Raw genomic sequence first — 16,889 nt, 5'->3', positions numbered from 1 at the left:
TTAGTTTGGGAGGGCCCGCGCGTCCCCGGACGACCGTCCGAGATCGCTGGCCCCGGATGCGTCAGGCGTTCGTGAGCCAGTACGCGATGAGGAGCATCGTCACCACGAAGCCGGACAGGAAGTTCAGGCCGAGGAAGCGGCGCCAGCCGCGGTTCGCGGCTCCCGCGTCCTCGTCGCGGATCGACCAGAACGGCGCGGTGCTGAGGATGTACGGGATCACGAGCACGCTGGCGATGATCCCCGGCAGCCCGGTGAACAGCATCGCGACCCCGGCCGCGGCGTAGGCGAGCACCGCGATGCGCACGGTCGCGGCGCCGCCGAGCACGGTCGCGATGGAGGAGATGCCGCCCTCGCGATCGGCCACGATGTCCTGCACCGCGCCGAACGCGTGCGAGGCGACCCCCCACAGGAAGAACGCCGCGAGGATCGCCCACAGCGCGGGCGTGAACGCGCCGCCCGCGAGCACGATGCCGTAGACCGCGGGGGACGTGAAGTGCGTGCTCGAGGTGAGGGAGTCGAGCACCGGCCGCTCCTTGAAGCGGAGGCCCTTGAGCGAGTACGCGATCACGGCGAAGACGCTCACGGCGAGCACCGCGAGGCTCGCCGCGGATCCCACGGCCACGAGGTACGCGAGGAACGGCACGTTCGTGACGAGCACCGCGACCAGCACCGGCCGGTGCATGGCGCGCGCGAGCACGGCGCCCTCCACGCCGCCCTTCCGCGGGTTCCGCATGTCGGACTCGTAGTCGAAGACGTCGTTGATGCCGTACATCGCCAGGTTGTACGGGATGAGGAAGTAGAGGGTGCCGAGGATCGCCGTGAGGTCGATCTCGCGCGTCACCGTGAGGTACGCGGCCGCGAACGGGAACGCCGTGTTCACCCAGGAGAGCGGGCGCGACGAGAGCGCGATGGTGCGCAGCATCTCCGCGGCGCCGGGCCGCGCGCGCACGTCACTCATGCGCTTCGATCCCGGAGACGCTGCGGCGGCGGCGCAGCAGGTACCAGACCGCGGGCAGCAGCACGAGCGCGGCGATCGCGTAGGCGAAGTCCTCGATGGGCGCGTAGCCGAGGATGAGGCCCACCAGCTTGTCGTCGTCGTAGCCGACGAGGCCGACCTTGATCATGATGTTGTCGAAGATCAGCGTCATCACGAGCAGGATCACGACGGGCATCCGCCGGTACCAGTAGTACTCGGGGTAGTCGAAGCGGCTGGATCCGTAGGGCACCGCGTTCGCCTCGCGCAGCAGGAGGCGGCGGAACAGGAACCCGACGACCGCGACGGGGATCAGGAACAGCACGTCGAGCGCGAGGTAGCTCATCGGTTCGCGCGCTCCCTGGCCCGGGCGACGTGGTGGTCGGCGAGGCGGCTGAACCCGTTGACGAGGTTCATCGTGAGGTAGCAGAGCAGCGTGAGGAAGAAGACCTCCTCGAGCGGCAGCTCGGGCCCCACGAGGATGCCCGTCATGAACGACGTCTCCCCGCGGAAGAAGATGCCCTGCGAGATGCCCGCGATGTCCCACGCGAGGAAGAAGGCGACGCCGATGAGGGTCGTGAGGATCGCCGCCGTGCGGTCGCGCCAGAAGAACAGGCGCCACCGCCGGTCGATGAGCATCATGCAGCCGAGCGCGCCGAGCAGCAGCACCAGGTAGACGAGGCCCATCAGACCACCGGGCGGCCGACCGTGCGCACGAGCGGCACGGCGCCCGGGCCGGTCGACGTGTCGTCGCGGAGGCGCTTCACGAGGACCTCCGCGCTGATGAGGCACATGGGCAGGCCGATGCCGGGGATGGTGGATCCGCCGGCGTAGTGCAGCCCGTCGACCTTCTTGCTCGTGTTGCCGGCGCGGAACATGGCCGACTGCGTGAGCGTGTGGGCGGGCCCGAGGATGGTGCCCTTCCACGAGTGCAGGTCGCCCGCGAAGTCGCCGGGGCCCGAGGTGCGGCGGAGGACGATGCGCTCGGCGAGGTCGGGGATGCCGGCCCAGTCGCTGATCTGCTGGATGGCCCGGTCGGCGATCTCCTCCACACGGGCGTCGCCCGCGCCGTCGATGCCGCCGCGGCCGATGGTCGGGTCGGCCGGGATGGGCACGAGGATGAAGACGTTCTCGTGGCCGTCGGGCGCGACCGACGGGTCGGTGGCGCTGGGCTTGCAGACGTAGATGCTCGCGGGATCCGGCACCGAGGTCGTGCCGCCCTTCGGCGGGAAGATGCGGGAGAAGTTCTCGTCCCAGTCCTCCGTGAACAGCAGCGTGTGGTGGTGCAGCTCGGGCAGCTCGCCGCGGACGCCGAGGTAGACGAGCACCGCGCCGGGGCCGGCGGTGGCCTTGTCCCAGTAGGACTGCGGGTAGGTGCGGAACGCCTCGGGGACGAGCTCGGTCTCGGTGTGGTGCAGGTCGGCGGTGGAGACGACCACGTCGGCGTCGAGCGTCTCGGTGCCGGCGTCGGTCGTGATCTGCACGCCGCGCGCCCGCGCCTTCCCGGCCGTCGTCGGCTCGGTGAGGATGCGCGAGACGGGCACGCCCGTGCGGATCTCGACGCCCTCGGCCCGCGCGACCCGCTCGATCGCGTCGATCACGGTGATGAGGCCGCCCTGCGGGTAGAGCACGCCGTCCTCGAGGTCGAGGTGGCTCATCAGGTGGTACATGCTCGGGGCGAGCTTCGGCGACGAGCCGAGGAAGACGGCCGGGTAGCCGAGGATCTGGCGCAGGCGCCGGTCCTTCACGTACCGCGCGACGTGCGTCTCGAGCGGCGTGAGCAGCAGCTTCGCGAGCGTGCCCGTGCGGGTGACGACGTCGCGCTTCAGCAGCGGCCGGTAGTCGGAGAAGGTCGTGTAGAGGAAGCGCTTCTTCGCGACCTCGTAGACGTCCTTCGCGGAGTCGAGGTAGCGGGCCATGGCGGGGCGGGATCCGGGCTCGACGCTCTCGAACAGGTCGAGGTTCGCCTCGCGGGAGTCGCGGATGTCGATGGGGTCGGGGTCGCCCTCGAAGAGCACGCGGTAGCCCGGGAGGCGCACGAGGTCGAGCTGCTCGGCCGCGCTCGTGCCCAACAGATGGAAGAAGTGGTCGAACACCTCGGGCATCAGGTACCAGCTGGGGCCGAGGTCGAAGCGGAAGCCGTCCCTCTCCCAGGAGCCCGCGCGGCCGCCGACCTCGTCGCGGCCCTCGACGAGGGTGACGCGGTAGCCGTCGCGGGCGAGGAGCGCCGCGGAGGCGAGGCCGGCGATCCCGCCGCCGATCACGATGGCGGTGGGTGCGGTCATGGCGCTCTCCTGCTGCTCGGGGTCGGACGGGGCGGGCTCGGTCGGGGCGGGCTCGGTCGGGGCGGGGCGGACGGCGAGATCACGGAACGCGGGGGTCGGGCGGGCGGAGTGCGCGCGGGGTCCGCGCGACCGGCGGACGAGGCGGCCGTCGACCCCGGACGGCTCGGCGCCCGCGGCGGCGGCGAGCGCGATGCGGGCCTTGACCGGATCCGGCACCCGAACGCGCGTGCGCACGAGCTCGGACGCGGGGGTGTCGCGCAGGCGGACGGCGAGCTCGGCGAACAGGCCCTGGGCGAGCGCGACGGCGCGGCGGCTGGAGGCGGGGAGGTCGGGGATCACGGCGCCGGACATGCGGAGGTCGTGGTCGATGTCGTCGAGGATGCGCTCCTTGTCGGCCTCGGAGAAGCTCGCGACGTCGACGCCGGGGAAGTAGCTGCGGCCGAGCGCGCCGTGGTCGGCGGCGAGGTCGCGCAGGAAGTTGACCTTCTGGAACGCGGCGCCCAGGCGCTTGGCGCCCTCCTCGAAGCGGATCCGCTCCGGCCGCGTCGTCGCGTGGCCGACCAGGAACGCGCGCAGGCACATGAGTCCGACGACCTCGGCGGATCCGTACACGTACTCCGTGAAGGACGCGGGCGTGTGCTCCATCCGGCGCAGGTCCATGCGCATGGAGGCGAAGAACGGCGCGGTGAGCTCGGCGCCGAAGCCCGCGCGGCGGGCCGTGATCGCGAACGCGTGCACGACGAGGTTGGTGCTGTAGCCGCGGAGCATGGCGTCCTCGGTCTCCTGCTCCAGCGCGTCGAGCAGCTCCTCGACGTGCGCGGGATCCACGCCGGCACCGGCCGCGGCGCCGTCGACGATCTCGTCGGCCACGCGCACGAGCGCGTACACGTTCTCGATGTGCTGGCGGACGTCGGCGCCGAGCAGCCGGGACGCCAGGCCGAAGGAGGTGGAGTAGCGGCGGATCACGACGGAGGCCGTCTCCTGCGCCACGCGGTCGTACTTCTCGAGGCCCGTGGGCTCCTCGGGGGCGGCGGGCCGGCGGCCGGGGAGGCGACGCGTCATCGGATGCGCCCGAGCACGGACTCCGCGACGGGCGCGAGCTCCCGGCGGAGCGCCTCCGGCACGACGGGATCGTCGAGGCGCGCGACGGCGGCGACCGCGAGGTCCCGCGCGACGCCCTCGGCGAAGGCCCGGGCGCCCGAGCTCTCCAGCACCGAGCGGACGAGCGCCGCCTCGCCGCGGGAGAGGTCGTCCTTGCCGACGAGCGCGCTGATCTCGCCCCACTCCGACGAGCGCACGGCGTGCGCGATGAGCACGGTGCGCTTGCCCTCGCGGAGGTCGCCGAGGTTCGTCTTGCCCGTCTCCTGCTCGTCGCCGAAGACGCCGAGCACGTCGTCGACCACCTGGTAGGCGATGCCGATGTCGCGGCCGAAGTCGCCGAGCGCCGAGACGATCGCGGGGCTCGCGCCGGCGAGCACGGCGCCCGCCTGCAGCGGCGCCTCGAACGAGTACACGGCGGTCTTGAGCCGCTCCATGCGGAGGATCTCGTCGACGCTCGGCACGTCCGCGGTGAGCGAGAACTCGACGTCGATGAGCTCGCCCGCGGCCGATGCGAACACGGCGTCGTCGAGGATCTCCAGGAGGTGCGCCCGCGTCAGGTCGCGCACGCCGCTCGCGTCGATCAGGCGGTAGGCGTTGACGAGCGCCAGATCCCCAGCGATGACGGCGGCCGACATGCCGCGGTGCTCGGCGAGCGGCTGGGGCAGGCCCTGCGTGGTGGCGATGTCGCGGTAGGCGCCGGAGACGTTGGGGCCGCCGCGCCTCGTGAAGTCGCGGTCGATGACGTCGTCGTGGACGATGAGCGCGGTGTGCAGCATCTCGAACGCGGCGCCGACGTGGGCCGCGGCCTGCACGTCCTGGCCGCCGAGGCCGTCGTACGCGGCCATCACCATGCGGGGCCGGAACCGCTTGCCGCCCGCCGTGTTCGACTCGAGCGTGCGCCACAGCTTCACGTACTCGGGGCCCATGACCTCGGCCCGGACGAGCGAGCGGGCGAAGAACGCATCCAGCACGCCGTTCACATGGGCCTGCCTCGTGGTGGAGACGGCAGCGAGGTTGGTGGCGTCCACGGATGAAACCTAACATCGAGGGGGTAACGGAAAGCAGGGAGCGCATGTCACAGCACACCGAGCTCGTCGTCCTCCTGGACGACGACGGCGAGACCATCGGGACGGCGCCCAAGGCGACGGTCCACACCCGCGACACCGCGCTGCACCTCGCGTTCTCGTGCCACGTGTTCGACGCGGAGGGGCGGATCCTCGTCACGCGCCGCGCGATCGGCAAGCTCACCTGGCCGGGCGTCTGGACCAACTCGTTCTGCGGCCACCCCGCGCCTGACGAGGACATGCTCGAGGCCGTGCACCGCCGCGCCGAGCAGGAGCTGGGCCTCACGCTCGCGTCCGTCGAGCTCGTGCTGCCCGACTTCCGCTACCGGGCCACCGATGCCGCGGGCGTCGTCGAGAACGAGATCTGCCCCGTGTTCCGGGCGATCGCGGCCACACCGGTGGATCCGCGGCCCGAGGAGGTCGGCGAGTTCCAGTGGGTGGATCCCGAGGAGCTCATCCCCGCGGTCGCCCACACGCCGTGGGCCTTCAGCCCGTGGCTCACGCTGCAGCTGCCGCTGCTGTACCCGGAGCACGCGGCGCACGCGGGGCTGGCGAAGGCGGACGCCGACGCGCTGCCCGCCGCCTGAAGTCTGCTGCATGCTGTGCATCCCGGTGAAGCGAGCGGACAACGATGACTAGGTTGCGCGTATGACAGAGATGTTCATCAACCCGTAGCTGCTCCCCTTCCGCGTCTCCTCGTACTCCGCAGCAGCCCCCGTCCCCGATCGTCGAGTCGGCCACCTGAACGAGTGGTCCGCGTTGGATGCCTTCGCGCGAGAAGAGAGCATTGATCTGGACATGGGCGATGAGAGCGTCGAGTCCCTCGACGTGCGACTCGCCTCGCTGCCGCCGGCCCGCGCGCGCGAACTGCTCAAGGACATAGCTGTCTACCTGGGCGAGACAGTCATATCGCGAGCACCGCAATGCAGCTGGCTGCTTGACGGCAACGGATATCCCACGCTGGACATACCAAATGGTGATCGATGGGACGTCATCAAGTTCTGCCACTGGCGAGAGGAGGGAGCTCCATCACGCCTTCTCGACGGCGTCCTGGAGATCGCGAAGAGAGGCGGTGGCGGAGCGTGAACCCGCTGCGGTGCTCGCCCGCCCCCGCCTGAAGAAGAACAGCTATCCGCAGTTGTACCGGTAGAAGCCGCCGCCCTCGGTGCCGTCGTATGCACTCGCCTTGTACTCCTGGCCACCTATTGTGATTTCCGAGTAAGTGCGACCCTGAAATCCGCTGATGTTGCCTGTGGGACAGAAGTACGGAACCTCCGCGCTGAAATCGCCGCCTCCCAGGAAGGACTTGTCCGCGACGGTCCTCGTCGTGCCGAAGATGGTGTCCTCCTTCACTATGGTCAGCTCCATGTAGGTCTTCGCCCCTGGACAGTATTTCGTCGACGCGTTGTACACACTGCTTCGGGATCTCGTGCGATAGGTGATGCAGACCGTGACCGTCAAGCTGCATCCAGACGGCGCCCCCGAACCCGTCGCGTCAGCACTCGGTCCAGGCGTCCCGACCTCTGCTGAGTAGGGCACCGTCGTGGAGCCCAGTACCGCTCCTCCACCCTGCTCGGCTATGTCTTCCTGCACCGCCGCGATATTCGGGTCGTAGCTCAGCCGGCTGACGCTCGAGGGCAGACTGGTCACGTCATCGGGAACCGGCGCTGCATTCTGTTGGGATGCCGACGCCGGATCAGCGCTGATCACCATCACCAGGCTGAGAACGATCGCAGTCGCTGCCGTTGCGCGACGGAGCATGCGTCCGCGCGCAGAGTTCGTCTTCATGTCCTTCTCCTTGATTCGATGGGGCTTTCTGCCTCGTCGGGAGCCTCCTCTCAACCCTCCGCGACTCGCGCTGTCGATGCACTACCTGGCGCGAGGCGGGTAGGGACCTCGGGACGGAAAGGGGCCCGGTCGCGATGCGCGGCCGGGCCCCTCGTCGTGCGCCCGTCGACGGGCGCGGTGGGATCAGCCCCAGAAGGCGCGGATCTCGTCGGCGAGGCGCTCGGCCTGGCGGCGGCCCGCCTCGGCGGAGGCCTTCCGGGTCGAGAGCAGGAGCGAGTTCTCGCCGAACGCGGCGGTGCTCTCGGCGTCGGCCTGGATCACGAGCACGTCGGCCCGTCCGCGGAGCTGCTGCACGACGGTGGAGAGCGTCGGGCCCATGCCGCTCTGCGGGGCCTCGGGGCCGCACGCGATGACGAGGATCCGCTCGTGGTCGGCGACGACGTCGGCGTTCGTGCCGGAGCGCATGCCGCCGTCCATGTAGGGGCGGCCGTCGATGGTGACGGGCGGGAAGACGCCGGGGACGGCGCAGCTCGCGGCGGACGCCCGCACGAGGTCGGCGCCGGAGGCCTTGTCGAAGACGGTGAAGCGGCCGGTGCCGGCGTCGACCGCGGTGATGCGGAGATCCTGCTCGGGCCAGTCGCGGATCGGCAGCAGCTGGCCGATGCGCTCGACGCTCGCGGCGTCGTCCACCTCGGGGTCGTACTCCTCGAGCGCGAACTCGCCGATCCGCTGGCGCGTGGGGATCTCGCCCTCGGTGCTCGCGACGCCCTCGCCGATGACCTCGATCGTGCGCGCCAGGTCGCGGCTGCCCATCGGCTCCGCCATGCCCGCGACGTCGACGAAGTGCTCGTCGTAGGCGGCCTGGATGGCGCCCGCGCGGAGGTTGATCGCGACGACGGATCCGGCCGAGGTGCCGACGACCGTGTCGGCCGCGCCGACGTCCACGCCCGCCGCGATGAGGCCCGACAGGAGCCCCGTCTCCCAGGCGATCCCGGCGACGCCGCCGCCGCCGAGCACCAGTCCCCGCGTCGTGCCCTGCTCGTCCGATCCCTGCGCTGCGCTCACGGCTGCTCCTCTCCCGGCCCGCCCCGTGCGGATCCTCGACCATCATCCATGAGCGCGGTGACCGCGAGGCGGACGGCGGCTGGACGCGGGCTCCGGAGATCCTCACGGACGGGCGACGTGCCGTCGAATGAGGACGGCCAGTTCACGGGGATCGACCGGGAGCTGGCGAGCCGATCGGCTGGCGAGACGACCCGCGAGTGCGTGCAGGTGCTGCGCCGCATCTCCTCGGGCGCCCATGAGGCCGGACTGCTCGAGGGACCACGGACCGGCGGCGTCACCATGCCGGTCGCGGACGTGGAGGAGGTTCGACAGGTCGATGACGTCCTTCACCGTCTGCCCGCCACGGCCACGCCACGCGTACGCCTTGAGCACCACTGCAGCCTCCAGTCCGGGGACGACCACCGATGCCGACAGCTCCGTCCGGTCCTGGAGCAGGAGCGATGCGTCGAGACGCAGCGGCGACGCCATGGCGAGATGGAGGCCGGGCATGGCATCGAGCCGACGTCCGCCATGGAGCGCGTCGGAGAACCGGCCGGTCAGGGCGGGGACGAGGAGATCGATGGTCGGCCTGGGCTCCTTCTCCCCACGGACGTACCTGTTCCCGGAGACGTCCCTGTAGCCCGCGGCGACGAGGGCCGCGTGCACGGAGCCGTCATCCGCGAGCTCGACGGGGATGCCGGCGTCCGCATCCCCTGTCCGCCGCTCGACGAAGCCGGGGCTCGGAAAGGCGGCGGTGATGAGTCCCACCATGTGGCCGCCGATCACGCGCGCGTCGGGATGCACGTCCAGCACCCGCGAGAGGTCGCGGAGCGCGACGAAGGCCGCGTCGTCCTCCGGGCCGCTGGCGACGAGGTGGGCGGTCGGCACGGTCATGCGCCCCCGTCGCGGCCGGCGCCATGGGGATGCCACGACCCTCGCATGATCAGGGCGCGGATCCGCTCCGCCGCCTCCTGCTGGTCGCCGGTGCTGCCCGTCCGCTCCACGTCGTGCGCGGCGATGAGGGGATCGGCGAGCCCCGGCTCGATGCCGAAGGCGCGCGCGGTCGTGAAGAGCGTCCTGTCCGCAGGGACGGTGATGGAGAGCGTGTGGTCAGCGGCGTCCGCGCGCGCGAAGCCGAGTGTCGCCGCGTCGAGGCCGGTCGGGGCGTACGTCGTGACCCGCTCGGGCTTCCTCCAGGCGCTGATGCGCCGCGCGGCGAGATCACCGGACAGCACGACGCCGTCCTGCGCCCCCACCATCCGCGCCTGGGTCTCGAGATCGCCGTCGTGCCACCAGTGGGTCGTGATGCCACCCGCTCCCGGGTACTCCTCGTCAGCGATTCGGAGGAGCAGCGCTCGGTCCGCCGCCTCGAAGCCCCCCGCCGTCCGGACGACGCCGTCCCCCAGGCGCACGAGCGCCTGGGACACGGCGGACTGCGTCAGACCGAGCAGCTCCGCCAGGTCCTGCTGACGTCGGAAACGGCCCCCGAGGAGGAGCGCGCGGGTCACGGCGAGCTGCCCGAACGGGCGGCGTCCGCGCTTCGGCACCGGACTCCGCTCGGGTCGATCCATGTGCGGCGCGCGCGCGTCCATCCAGGCATCGCCGGTCGAGAGGTCCACGAAGATGAGTCGCGGATCCCGCATCGCGGCCGCCCGGAGCGACGGCGTGAGGCGGTCGACGACGTACAGGACGCGCTCGTCTGGATGCAGCTGCTCGAGGTCGTCGCGAATGTCGGACGGGGTCGGGACGCGTCGAGTCGTCCCCCGGAGGACTCGACGCCCGTCTGCCGAGCGGAATGCGATCGCGCTCTCGGGCATGAGGGACAGCCCCGCTGCTTCCAGCTCGCCCAACGCCGTGCTCACATCCATGCCCGCCTCCGGTATCAGTTTATGCACTCAGGGCGCCATTTCTTATATGCGACCATCGCGACTCGCCTCGCCGGGCTGTCCTCGCACGGGACCGTCGCGTACAGGCGGGCGCGAGTCTGCTGATCGCATCCCCCTCGCGGATGGGCCCGGAGCCGTGAGACGGTGGACGCATGAGACTCGCCGAGGCGCTGATGGAACGGTCCGACCTGCAGCGGCGCATCGAATCGTTGCGGAGCCGGATCCAGGCGAGCGCCCGGTACCAGGAGGGCGAGGATCCCGCGGAGGATGCCGCCGCGCTGCTCGCCGAGGCGGGCGAGACGGTGGACCGGCTCGCGGCGCTCGTGACGCGGATCAACCTCACCAACACGGCCGCCCGCCTCGACGACGGCACGCCCCTCACGGCCGCGCTCGCCCGGCGGGACGCGCTCCGGACGCAGCACGGGATCCTCACGGCCGCGGCCGACGCCGCCTCCGGACGGGCAGGCGGGAGCAGCGCCGGCTACGCGCCGCGGCAGATGCGGAGCGAGCTGCGGCAGATCGCGGCGCTGCCCATCCGCGAGGTGCGCGACCGGGCTGACGACACGGCGAGGGAGCTGCGGGAGCTCGACGCCCGGATCCAGCGCGCCAACTGGGAGGTGGAGCTGGTCGACGAGGTGGGCACGACAGAGGCGTAGGGGCGAGTCGGTAGTCGTCCGGAGCGGGCACACCCCGGCGGATCAGCGGGCAACCTGATCCCCTGTGGCGCGGAGGGCAGCGCACCCGGCGAGAGCCGAGCACACGTCAGCCCCGCACCTCGCACCGGGAACGGTGCACGGGTACAGCGCACCACCACGTGCCGGTCGGACGACGAGGGAGGGTTCGGGGACCTCGCCCCCACGCGCGATGCTCGAAGGCGCGCGAGATCCGCCACCCGGATCCAACCGGACGAGCCGGAGCGGCGCGCGGCCATCCGTCGCCGTGGATCAGGGCACGAAGCCCCGCAGGGCGTACGCGTCCGTCGCGCACTCGGCGTACTCGCCCGGGCCCGACGCCGAGCCGGTGGAGATGACCTCGTCGCCCACGAGGATCCGGCACGCGACGTCGCCGCCCTCCTCCGGTACCAGGGCGCTGAGGAGCAGGCTGACCGGCACCGCCCTCGCGTCGCGGGTGACGCGCACGTCGATGTCGCGCGTCCACGGAAGCGGCTGCTCCTCGAGGACCTCGATCCCGGAGTGCAGCTGCACGCCGTCGGACGAGATGATCTGCACGCCGGCCGCCGTCCCCGTCACCTCGTAGGTGAGCGTGAAGGGCGTGACGCGGGCCGCCTCCTCGTCGACGTAGGTGGGCGTCGGATCGGCGCCGCTGCCGGCGGCACCGGACCACGACCCGACGAGCGTCTGCCCCGCGTAGAAGGGCGCGAGCACGGCGGTGAGGAGCGCCGCGAGGAGGGAAAGGCCGATCCCCACGGCCGAGCGACGCCGGGGTCGACGCCGGAGCCCGACGATCCCGAGCACCAGGGGCACCGGCACCGCGATCCAGGCGACCCAGTTCAGGACCGGGAGGAGGGACGCGACCGCGACGACGGCCCCGGCGACGACCGCGACCCGGCCGGCCTCGTCCGGGGCCGGTTCCGCATGCGGGGCCGGGGCTGGGGCCTCAGCCGCGGCCGCGGCCGCGGCCGCGGTGGCCGGAGCGGGGGCCGGCGTCGGCGCGGGCGGCGTGCCGGTCGCCGGCCCGTACGGCGTGCCCGTCGCCGGCCCGTACGGCGAGCCGGTCGCGGGCCCGTACGGCGACGGCCGAGGCGCGTCGTCCGTCGCGGGCGCCTCGTCGCCGCCCGGGATCCCGCCCGGCTCCCCCTCCCCCGCCACGCCGCTAGTCCCCGGCGGCCGTGCGGACCTCGGCGGCCGTGACGACGCAGGCGGCCCGCGCCGCCGATCCTGAGGACGTCTGCTCGGTGAGCACGGTGCCGCCCACGAGGATCCGGCAGGTCACGTCGCCCGCCTCGGGGCCGCCCGTGCCGACGACGAGCAGCCGCTCGTCGTCGAACGCACTGCCAGCCGGGAGCACGACCTCGCGCGTGAACGGCAGAGGCTGCGCCTCGGCCTGGTCGGCGCTGAACACCTCGCCGACCGGGCTGGTCCACGCGGCGCTCACGGTCGGGACCGTGCCGGTGAGCTCGAAGGAGACGGTCACGTCGTCGCCGGCGGACTCGCCGTCCGGCGATCCGGTGCCCTGCGGCTCGGGCAGCGGCACCGGGCTCGCCGACGAGCGCGACTCCTCGAGGGCGTCGCCGATGACCGACGCGATGCCCACCGTGTAGGCGATCGCGAGCACGATCGAGAGGATCAGCGCCACGACGCTCACGATGAGGCCGGCGAGCGCGCTGCCCTTGGGGCGGTCGCGGAGCACCAGGCCGATGATCCCGAGCACGATGCCGACGAAGGCGAGGAACCCCGACACGTAGTTGAGGAGCGGGATGACGGCGCCGACGAGCGACACCACGCCCACGATCAGCGCGGCGACCCCGACCCCGTTCGACGTCCTCCGCTCACGGGGCGCGGGCGGCTCGGGCTCGGGGGCGTAGCGGAAGGTCATGCATCGACCCTGCCAGTGTCGGCGACGGATCCGGCGGCCGGGGGATCACGATCCCGCGACGCCTGGGCCGGGCGGACGAGGCGACGTGCATGGACGCGGAAGAGGCCCTGCCGCACTGCGGCAGGGCCTCTTCGACGACGGGCGCTTCACTCGCCGCGGAGGTCCTCCGAGCTGGCGGTGCAGAAGGCGGACGCGTAGGCGCCGGTCGCGGTCTGCTCTGCCACGGGCGCGCCGTCGACGAGGATGCGGCACGTCACGTCCCCGCCCTCGGTCCCGGACGTGCCGCTCAGGGTGAAGCTCGAGAAGTCGAACGTCCCGCCGACCTTGGCGACGATGTCCTTCGAGAAGGGCAGCGCCTGCTCGGTCGCCTGCTCGGATCCCGAGTTGCCATCCGTGTAGGTGGAGTAGGTGGCCGTGACGGAGGTCGCCGAGCCCGTGAGCTCGTAGGTCACGGTGACTTCCCGCTCCGCGGCAGCCGACGCCTCCGCTTGCGAGGTCTCGATGGCGTCGGAGACACCGGATGCGAAGCCTGCGGTGTAGGTGATGGCAAGGACGACGGACAGGATCAGCGCGACGATGCTGATGATCGTCCCGGCGATGGCCATGCCCTTCGGCCGGTTCTTGAGGAAGAGGCCGATCGCTCCGAGTACCAGCCCGACGAAGGCGATGAAGCCGGAGACGTAGTTGACGATCGGGATGACGGAACCGACGAGGGCGACGATGCCGATGATGAGCGCGGCGAGGCCGAGGCCGTTGCCGTTCTTGCGAGGCGCTTCGGGTGCGGATGCAGGAGGTGGGGCGTACTGGGTCATGGTCCGAGGTTGCCAGCCGATGCACAGCTCGACGACCAGATCGTGGCACCAGTTCGGGGCGCTGCCGCCTCCCGTTCAGGTCACAGCACGCGGGAACTCGCTTACCGAGCGAGCACGTCCGCGACCGGCGTCAGCGGCAGATCCAGCGCCGCCGCGACGTGCGAGTTCGTGACGTGCCCGTCGTGCACGTTGAGGCCGAGGGCGAGCGCCGGATCCTCCGCGAGGGCCCGCTTCCACCCCTTCTCGGCGAGCGCGATCACGTACGGCAGCGTCGCGTTCGTGAGCGCGCGCGTGGAGGTCTCCGGCACCGCGCCCGGCATGTTGGCGACGCAGTAGTAGACGCTGTCGTGCACGTCGAAGGTGGGGTCGTCGTGCGTGGTCGGGTGGGATCCCTCGAAGCAGCCGCCCTGGTCGATGGCGATGTCGACGAGCACGGATCCCTTCTTCATCGTCGCGACCATCTGGTCGGTCACGAGCTTCGGGGCCTGCGCGCCGGGGATGAGGACCGAGCCGATCACGAGGTCCGCGTCCTTCAGCTGCGCCGCGATCTCGTACGCGGAGGAGACGCGCGTCTGCACCTGCCCGCCGAAGCGGATCTCGAGCTCGCGGAGGCGCGGGATGGAGAGGTCGATGATCGTGACGTCGGCGCCCATGCCGAGCGCGTTCGCCGCCGCGTGCTCGCCCGCGACGCCGCCGCCGATCACGACGACGCGCGCCTTCGGGGTGCCGGGGACGCCGCCGAGGAGGATCCCGCGCCCGCCCGCCGCGCGCATCAGGTGGTACGCGCCGACCTGGGTGGAGAGCCGGCCGGCGACCTCGCTCATCGGCTGGAGGAGCGGGAGCTGGCGGTTGGGGAGCTGCACCGTCTCGTAGGCGATGGCCGTGGTGCCGGAGGCGACGAGCGCGTCCGTGCAGGGCCGGGACGCCGCCAGGTGCAGGTACGTGAAGAGGGTCTGGCCGGCGCGCATGCGCGGGTGCTCCTCGAGGATCGGCTCCTTGACCTTGAGCAGCAGATCCGCGGCACCCCACACCTCGTCGGCCGTGGCGACGATGGTCGCTCCCGCCTCGACGTAGTCGGCGTCGGTGATGCTGGATCCGAGCCCCGCGCCCTCCTGCACGAGCACCTCGTGGCCGCGCCGCACGAGCTCGTGCACGCCCGCGGGCGTGGCGGCGACCCGGTTCTCGTTGTTCTTGATCTCGGTGGGGATCCCGACCTTCATGCGCGTGCTCCGTCTCGTCTCCCCGCGAGGTGCGGCCGGCGGCAGCGATGCGGGAGGGCGAGACTCATGGTGGCCATCGTGCGTTTCGAGCGCGTGAACTCCGTAGGATCGTCGGCGACATGCGCTCGATCTGCTCGATCGTGCGCCCGCGAGCCGAGGAGCACCCGATGCCGACGAAGGAACTGCGGACACCCGAGCCCCTCGACGCGGTCGACCGCAAGCTCGTCGCCCTGCTGCGGGCCGACGCACGCACCCCGAACAGCCGCCTCGCCGAGCAGGCGGGCATCGCGCCGTCGACGTGCGTGACCCGGGTGCGCGGCCTCGTGGATCGCGGCGTGATCACCGGCTTCACCGCCACCATCGACGCGGATGCGGTGGGCGTGGGACTGCAGGCGCTCATCAGCATCGCGATCCGCGCGGGCGCCCGCCACGAGATGGCCGCGTTCGCGTCCGAGATGCGCGAGCTGGCCGACGTGGTGCAGCTCTTCTTCCTCGGCGGATCCGAGGACTTCATCGTCCACATCGCCGTCCGCGACAGCGACCACCTCCGTGACTTCGTCCTCCAGCACCTCTCGGCGCACCCGGCCGTCGCCTCGACCCGCACGAGCGTGGTGTTCGACCACCACTACTCGGGGCCGGCGGTGGGGGATCCGGGCGCCTGACGCGCGAATCGGTGCGCGCTAGCCCGCCGGCTGCCCGTCGTCCAGCAGCTGGCGGAGGATCCGGCGCAGCTCGGCCTGGTCGCGGGCGTCGATGCGGGTCATCATCGCGCGGAACTCGGAGGCGAGCGCGGCGAGAGCCTTCGCGAGGACGGCGCGCCCCTCCTCCGTCGTCTCGAGGCGGTGCCGGCGGAGGTCCGTCTCGTCGATCTCGCGGCGCACGAGCCCGGCGGCCACCAGGTTGCGGAGGTAGATGGTGACGCTCGCCTTCGGGAGCATCAGCTTCTGCGCGAGCTCCGCCGGGTAGCGGCAGGCGTCGACCTCGTCGAGCACGAAGAACTCCTTCGTCTCGAGCCCGAGCTCCTCCAGCTGGGGCGCCGCGGCGTTGAGGATCCGCGTGAGCAGCCGCTGGTTGAGCTTCCACAGCTCCGCGCTCTCGGTCGACGGCATGACCCTCCTCGGGCAAGTGGTACGGTCTTGTACTAGTTCCATATGGAACTACACGAGTCGAACAACCCGTTCGACATCATCCGATCGTATCCGGAAGGCACCATGCCCCAGCCCGTCACCCTCGCCCGCGGCCCCATCGACCTGGCCGGGGCGCTGCACCTGCCCGACGGCTTCGACCCGTCCGTCGCGCATCCCGCCGTCGTGCTCAGCACGCCCGGCAGCAGCGTCAAGGAGCAGATCGGCGCCGAGTACGCCTCGCGCTTGGCCGCCGCCGGCTTTGTGGCGCTCGCCTTCGATCCCGGCCACCAGGGCGCGAGCGGCGGGGAGCCGCGCGACCTCGAGGATCCGTACCGCCGCGGCGAGGACATCTCCTCCGCCATCGACGCCCTCCAAGCCATGCCGGGCGTCGACCCCGAGCGGATCGGCGCGCTCGGCATCTGCGCGGGCGGCGGGTACGCGGTGCACACGGCGCGGACGGATCACCGGATCCGCGCCCTCGGCACCGTCGTCGCGAGCGACATCGGCGCCGCCTGGCGGAGCGCGGCCTTCGCGCCCGACGGACCGGCGGCGGCGCTCGACGCCCTCGCGGCCGAGCGCACCGCGGAGATCGCGGCAGGGACCTCGGAGCGCGTGGCCTGGATCCCCGATACGGTCGAGGCCGCGGAGGCCGCCGGGATAACCGACCTCGACACGCTCCAGGCGGTGCGGTTCTACCGCACGCCCCGCGGCGGCCACCCCCGCTCGACCAACCGACGGCTGCGCCGCAGCGACAGCCTGCTCATCGGCTACGAGGCCTTCCACCTGGTGGAGGAGCTGCTGGCCCAGCCGCTGCTCGTGATCGTCGCCGGCCGCCCCGGCAGCACCGGACAGCTGGAGGCGGGCATCGAGCTGCAGCGTCGCGCGCCCGCCGCGGAGGACCTGGTGGTCATAGAAGGTGCCGGGCACTACGAGATGTACGACGAGCCGCGCTACGTCGACGAGGCGGTGGCGCACCTCGTCGCGTTCTTCCGCGCGCGGCTCTGACCGGCGTCGGCATGCCGCGCGGCGGCCG

At 71.9% G+C, this 16,889-nt stretch carries 19 protein-coding genes; 5 read left to right on the top strand and 14 right to left on the bottom strand.

The window, feature by feature from the left end; all coding sequences use genetic code 11:
* Positions 1 to 61: 61 nt before the first annotated feature.
* Genes ITJ44_RS08095 through ITJ44_RS08075 form a run of 5 tightly spaced genes read right to left on the bottom strand, consistent with a single transcriptional unit; the run spans position 62 to position 5,387 of the window.
* Entirely contained in the window at positions 62 to 958 is an 897-nt protein-coding gene (locus ITJ44_RS08095; protein WP_194634432.1) for a prenyltransferase, read from the bottom strand.
* The gene (locus tag ITJ44_RS08090) at positions 951 to 1,319 is read right to left on the bottom strand and encodes a lycopene cyclase domain-containing protein (protein WP_194634430.1); all 369 of its coding nucleotides are present in this window, start codon (positions 1,317 to 1,319) and stop codon (positions 951 to 953) included. Before ITJ44_RS08090 ends, ITJ44_RS08095 begins: the two co-directional genes overlap by 8 nt.
* Positions 1,316 to 1,660 carry a lycopene cyclase domain-containing protein gene (locus tag ITJ44_RS08085; RefSeq protein ID WP_194634428.1) on the bottom strand — a complete coding sequence of 115 codons (345 nt, stop codon included), beginning with the start codon at positions 1,658 to 1,660 and terminating at the stop codon, positions 1,316 to 1,318. Before ITJ44_RS08085 ends, ITJ44_RS08090 begins: the two co-directional genes overlap by 4 nt.
* On the bottom strand, positions 1,660 to 4,320 hold the full coding sequence (gene crtI, locus ITJ44_RS08080; protein WP_194634426.1) for a phytoene desaturase family protein: 2,661 nt from the start codon (positions 4,318 to 4,320) through the stop codon (positions 1,660 to 1,662). The genes ITJ44_RS08085 and crtI overlap by 1 nt, the downstream gene beginning before the upstream one ends.
* Positions 4,317 to 5,387: a polyprenyl synthetase family protein gene (locus ITJ44_RS08075; RefSeq protein ID WP_370551651.1), complete on the bottom strand. Its 1,071-nt coding sequence runs from the start codon at positions 5,385 to 5,387 to the stop codon at positions 4,317 to 4,319. The genes crtI and ITJ44_RS08075 overlap by 4 nt, the downstream gene beginning before the upstream one ends.
* A gap of 44 nt (positions 5,388 to 5,431) precedes the next feature.
* Here ITJ44_RS08075 and idi point away from each other — a divergent pair, with 44 nt between their 5' ends.
* Positions 5,432 to 6,010 (top strand): isopentenyl-diphosphate Delta-isomerase, encoded by a 579-nt coding sequence (gene idi / locus ITJ44_RS08070; protein WP_194634424.1) that lies wholly within the window; start codon positions 5,432 to 5,434, stop codon positions 6,008 to 6,010.
* A gap of 88 nt (positions 6,011 to 6,098) precedes the next feature.
* On the top strand, positions 6,099 to 6,509 hold the full coding sequence (locus tag ITJ44_RS08065; protein ID WP_370551664.1) for a DUF6278 family protein: 411 nt from the start codon (positions 6,099 to 6,101) through the stop codon (positions 6,507 to 6,509).
* Positions 6,510 to 6,551: 42 nt separating this feature from the next.
* On the opposite strand, the gene ITJ44_RS08060 is transcribed toward ITJ44_RS08065, so the two are convergent.
* The 4 genes from ITJ44_RS08060 to ITJ44_RS08045 all read right to left on the bottom strand — a co-directional run bounded on the left by ITJ44_RS08060 (position 6,552) and on the right by ITJ44_RS08045 (position 10,123).
* Positions 6,552 to 7,211, bottom strand: a complete 660-nt coding sequence (locus tag ITJ44_RS08060) for a hypothetical protein (protein ID WP_194634420.1) — start codon at positions 7,209 to 7,211, stop codon at positions 6,552 to 6,554.
* Positions 7,212 to 7,394: 183 nt separating this feature from the next.
* The gene (locus ITJ44_RS08055; protein ID WP_194634419.1) at positions 7,395 to 8,276 is read right to left on the bottom strand and encodes a patatin-like phospholipase family protein; all 882 of its coding nucleotides are present in this window, start codon (positions 8,274 to 8,276) and stop codon (positions 7,395 to 7,397) included.
* 102 nt (positions 8,277 to 8,378) lie between these two features.
* Complete coding sequence (locus ITJ44_RS08050; RefSeq protein ID WP_194634417.1) at positions 8,379 to 9,149, bottom strand: hypothetical protein; 771 nt, start codon at positions 9,147 to 9,149, stop codon at positions 8,379 to 8,381.
* Complete coding sequence (locus ITJ44_RS08045; RefSeq protein ID WP_194634415.1) at positions 9,146 to 10,123, bottom strand: hypothetical protein; 978 nt, start codon at positions 10,121 to 10,123, stop codon at positions 9,146 to 9,148. The genes ITJ44_RS08050 and ITJ44_RS08045 overlap by 4 nt, the downstream gene beginning before the upstream one ends.
* A 170-nt stretch (positions 10,124 to 10,293) precedes the next feature.
* Between ITJ44_RS08045 and ITJ44_RS08040 the strand changes: the two genes are divergently transcribed.
* Positions 10,294 to 10,797 (top strand): DIP1984 family protein, encoded by a 504-nt coding sequence (locus tag ITJ44_RS08040; protein ID WP_194634413.1) that lies wholly within the window; start codon positions 10,294 to 10,296, stop codon positions 10,795 to 10,797.
* 288 nt (positions 10,798 to 11,085) lie between these two features.
* Here ITJ44_RS08040 and ITJ44_RS08035 read toward each other — a convergent pair whose 3' ends face one another.
* From ITJ44_RS08035 to ald, 4 genes are all read right to left on the bottom strand, one after another.
* The gene (locus ITJ44_RS08035; protein WP_194634411.1) at positions 11,086 to 11,970 is read right to left on the bottom strand and encodes a hypothetical protein; all 885 of its coding nucleotides are present in this window, start codon (positions 11,968 to 11,970) and stop codon (positions 11,086 to 11,088) included.
* Positions 11,971 to 11,974: 4 nt separating this feature from the next.
* Complete coding sequence (locus ITJ44_RS08030; RefSeq protein WP_194634409.1) at positions 11,975 to 12,697, bottom strand: hypothetical protein; 723 nt, start codon at positions 12,695 to 12,697, stop codon at positions 11,975 to 11,977.
* Between the two features lie 146 nt (positions 12,698 to 12,843).
* A complete protein-coding gene (locus ITJ44_RS08025; RefSeq protein ID WP_194634407.1) occupies positions 12,844 to 13,509 on the bottom strand; it encodes an MmpS family transport accessory protein in 666 nt (221 codons plus the stop codon).
* Between the two features lie 101 nt (positions 13,510 to 13,610).
* Positions 13,611 to 14,729 (bottom strand): alanine dehydrogenase, encoded by a 1,119-nt coding sequence (gene ald / locus ITJ44_RS08020; RefSeq protein ID WP_194634405.1) that lies wholly within the window; start codon positions 14,727 to 14,729, stop codon positions 13,611 to 13,613.
* Positions 14,730 to 14,896: 167 nt separating this feature from the next.
* Between ald and ITJ44_RS08015 the strand changes: the two genes are divergently transcribed.
* A complete protein-coding gene (locus ITJ44_RS08015) occupies positions 14,897 to 15,391 on the top strand; it encodes an Lrp/AsnC family transcriptional regulator (RefSeq protein WP_194634403.1) in 495 nt (164 codons plus the stop codon).
* Positions 15,392 to 15,409: 18 nt separating this feature from the next.
* Here ITJ44_RS08015 and ITJ44_RS08010 read toward each other — a convergent pair whose 3' ends face one another.
* Positions 15,410 to 15,838, bottom strand: a complete 429-nt coding sequence (locus ITJ44_RS08010; RefSeq protein ID WP_194634401.1) for a MarR family winged helix-turn-helix transcriptional regulator — start codon at positions 15,836 to 15,838, stop codon at positions 15,410 to 15,412.
* 102 nt (positions 15,839 to 15,940) lie between these two features.
* On the opposite strand from ITJ44_RS08010, the gene ITJ44_RS08005 reads away from it, so the two are divergent.
* Entirely contained in the window at positions 15,941 to 16,861 is a 921-nt protein-coding gene (locus ITJ44_RS08005; protein ID WP_194634399.1) for an alpha/beta hydrolase, read from the top strand.
* Positions 16,862 to 16,889: the final 28 nt, after the last annotated feature.

It is taken from the genome of Clavibacter sp. VKM Ac-2873 (assembly GCF_015351075.1).
Classification (GTDB): domain Bacteria; phylum Actinomycetota; class Actinomycetes; order Actinomycetales; family Microbacteriaceae; genus Clavibacter.
This window is presented reverse-complemented; position numbering and strand designations above follow the sequence as displayed.

Excerpts from the sequence above, each read along its gene's own strand:
- ITJ44_RS08095 (WP_194634432.1), bottom strand. The coding sequence starts at position 958 with ATGAGTGACGTGCGCGCGCGGCCCGGCGCCGCGGAGATGCTGCGCACC.
- ITJ44_RS08090 (WP_194634430.1), bottom strand. The coding sequence starts at position 1,319 with ATGAGCTACCTCGCGCTCGACGTGCTGTTCCTGATCCCCGTCGCGGTC.
- ITJ44_RS08085 (WP_194634428.1), bottom strand. The coding sequence starts at position 1,660 with ATGGGCCTCGTCTACCTGGTGCTGCTGCTCGGCGCGCTCGGCTGCATG.
- crtI (WP_194634426.1), bottom strand. The coding sequence starts at position 4,320 with ATGACGCGTCGCCTCCCCGGCCGCCGGCCCGCCGCCCCCGAGGAGCCC.
- idi (WP_194634424.1), top strand. The coding sequence starts at position 5,432 with ATGTCACAGCACACCGAGCTCGTCGTCCTCCTGGACGACGACGGCGAG.
- ITJ44_RS08060 (WP_194634420.1), bottom strand. The coding sequence starts at position 7,211 with ATGAAGACGAACTCTGCGCGCGGACGCATGCTCCGTCGCGCAACGGCA.
- ITJ44_RS08050 (WP_194634417.1), bottom strand. The coding sequence starts at position 9,149 with ATGACCGTGCCGACCGCCCACCTCGTCGCCAGCGGCCCGGAGGACGAC.
- ITJ44_RS08045 (WP_194634415.1), bottom strand. The coding sequence starts at position 10,123 with ATGGATGTGAGCACGGCGTTGGGCGAGCTGGAAGCAGCGGGGCTGTCC.
- ITJ44_RS08040 (WP_194634413.1), top strand. The coding sequence starts at position 10,294 with ATGAGACTCGCCGAGGCGCTGATGGAACGGTCCGACCTGCAGCGGCGC.
- ITJ44_RS08030 (WP_194634409.1), bottom strand. The coding sequence starts at position 12,697 with ATGACCTTCCGCTACGCCCCCGAGCCCGAGCCGCCCGCGCCCCGTGAG.
- ITJ44_RS08025 (WP_194634407.1), bottom strand. The coding sequence starts at position 13,509 with ATGACCCAGTACGCCCCACCTCCTGCATCCGCACCCGAAGCGCCTCGC.
- ald (WP_194634405.1), bottom strand. The coding sequence starts at position 14,729 with ATGAAGGTCGGGATCCCCACCGAGATCAAGAACAACGAGAACCGGGTC.
- ITJ44_RS08015 (WP_194634403.1), top strand. The coding sequence starts at position 14,897 with ATGCCGACGAAGGAACTGCGGACACCCGAGCCCCTCGACGCGGTCGAC.
- ITJ44_RS08010 (WP_194634401.1), bottom strand. The coding sequence starts at position 15,838 with ATGCCGTCGACCGAGAGCGCGGAGCTGTGGAAGCTCAACCAGCGGCTG.
- ITJ44_RS08005 (WP_194634399.1), top strand. The coding sequence starts at position 15,941 with ATGCCCCAGCCCGTCACCCTCGCCCGCGGCCCCATCGACCTGGCCGGG.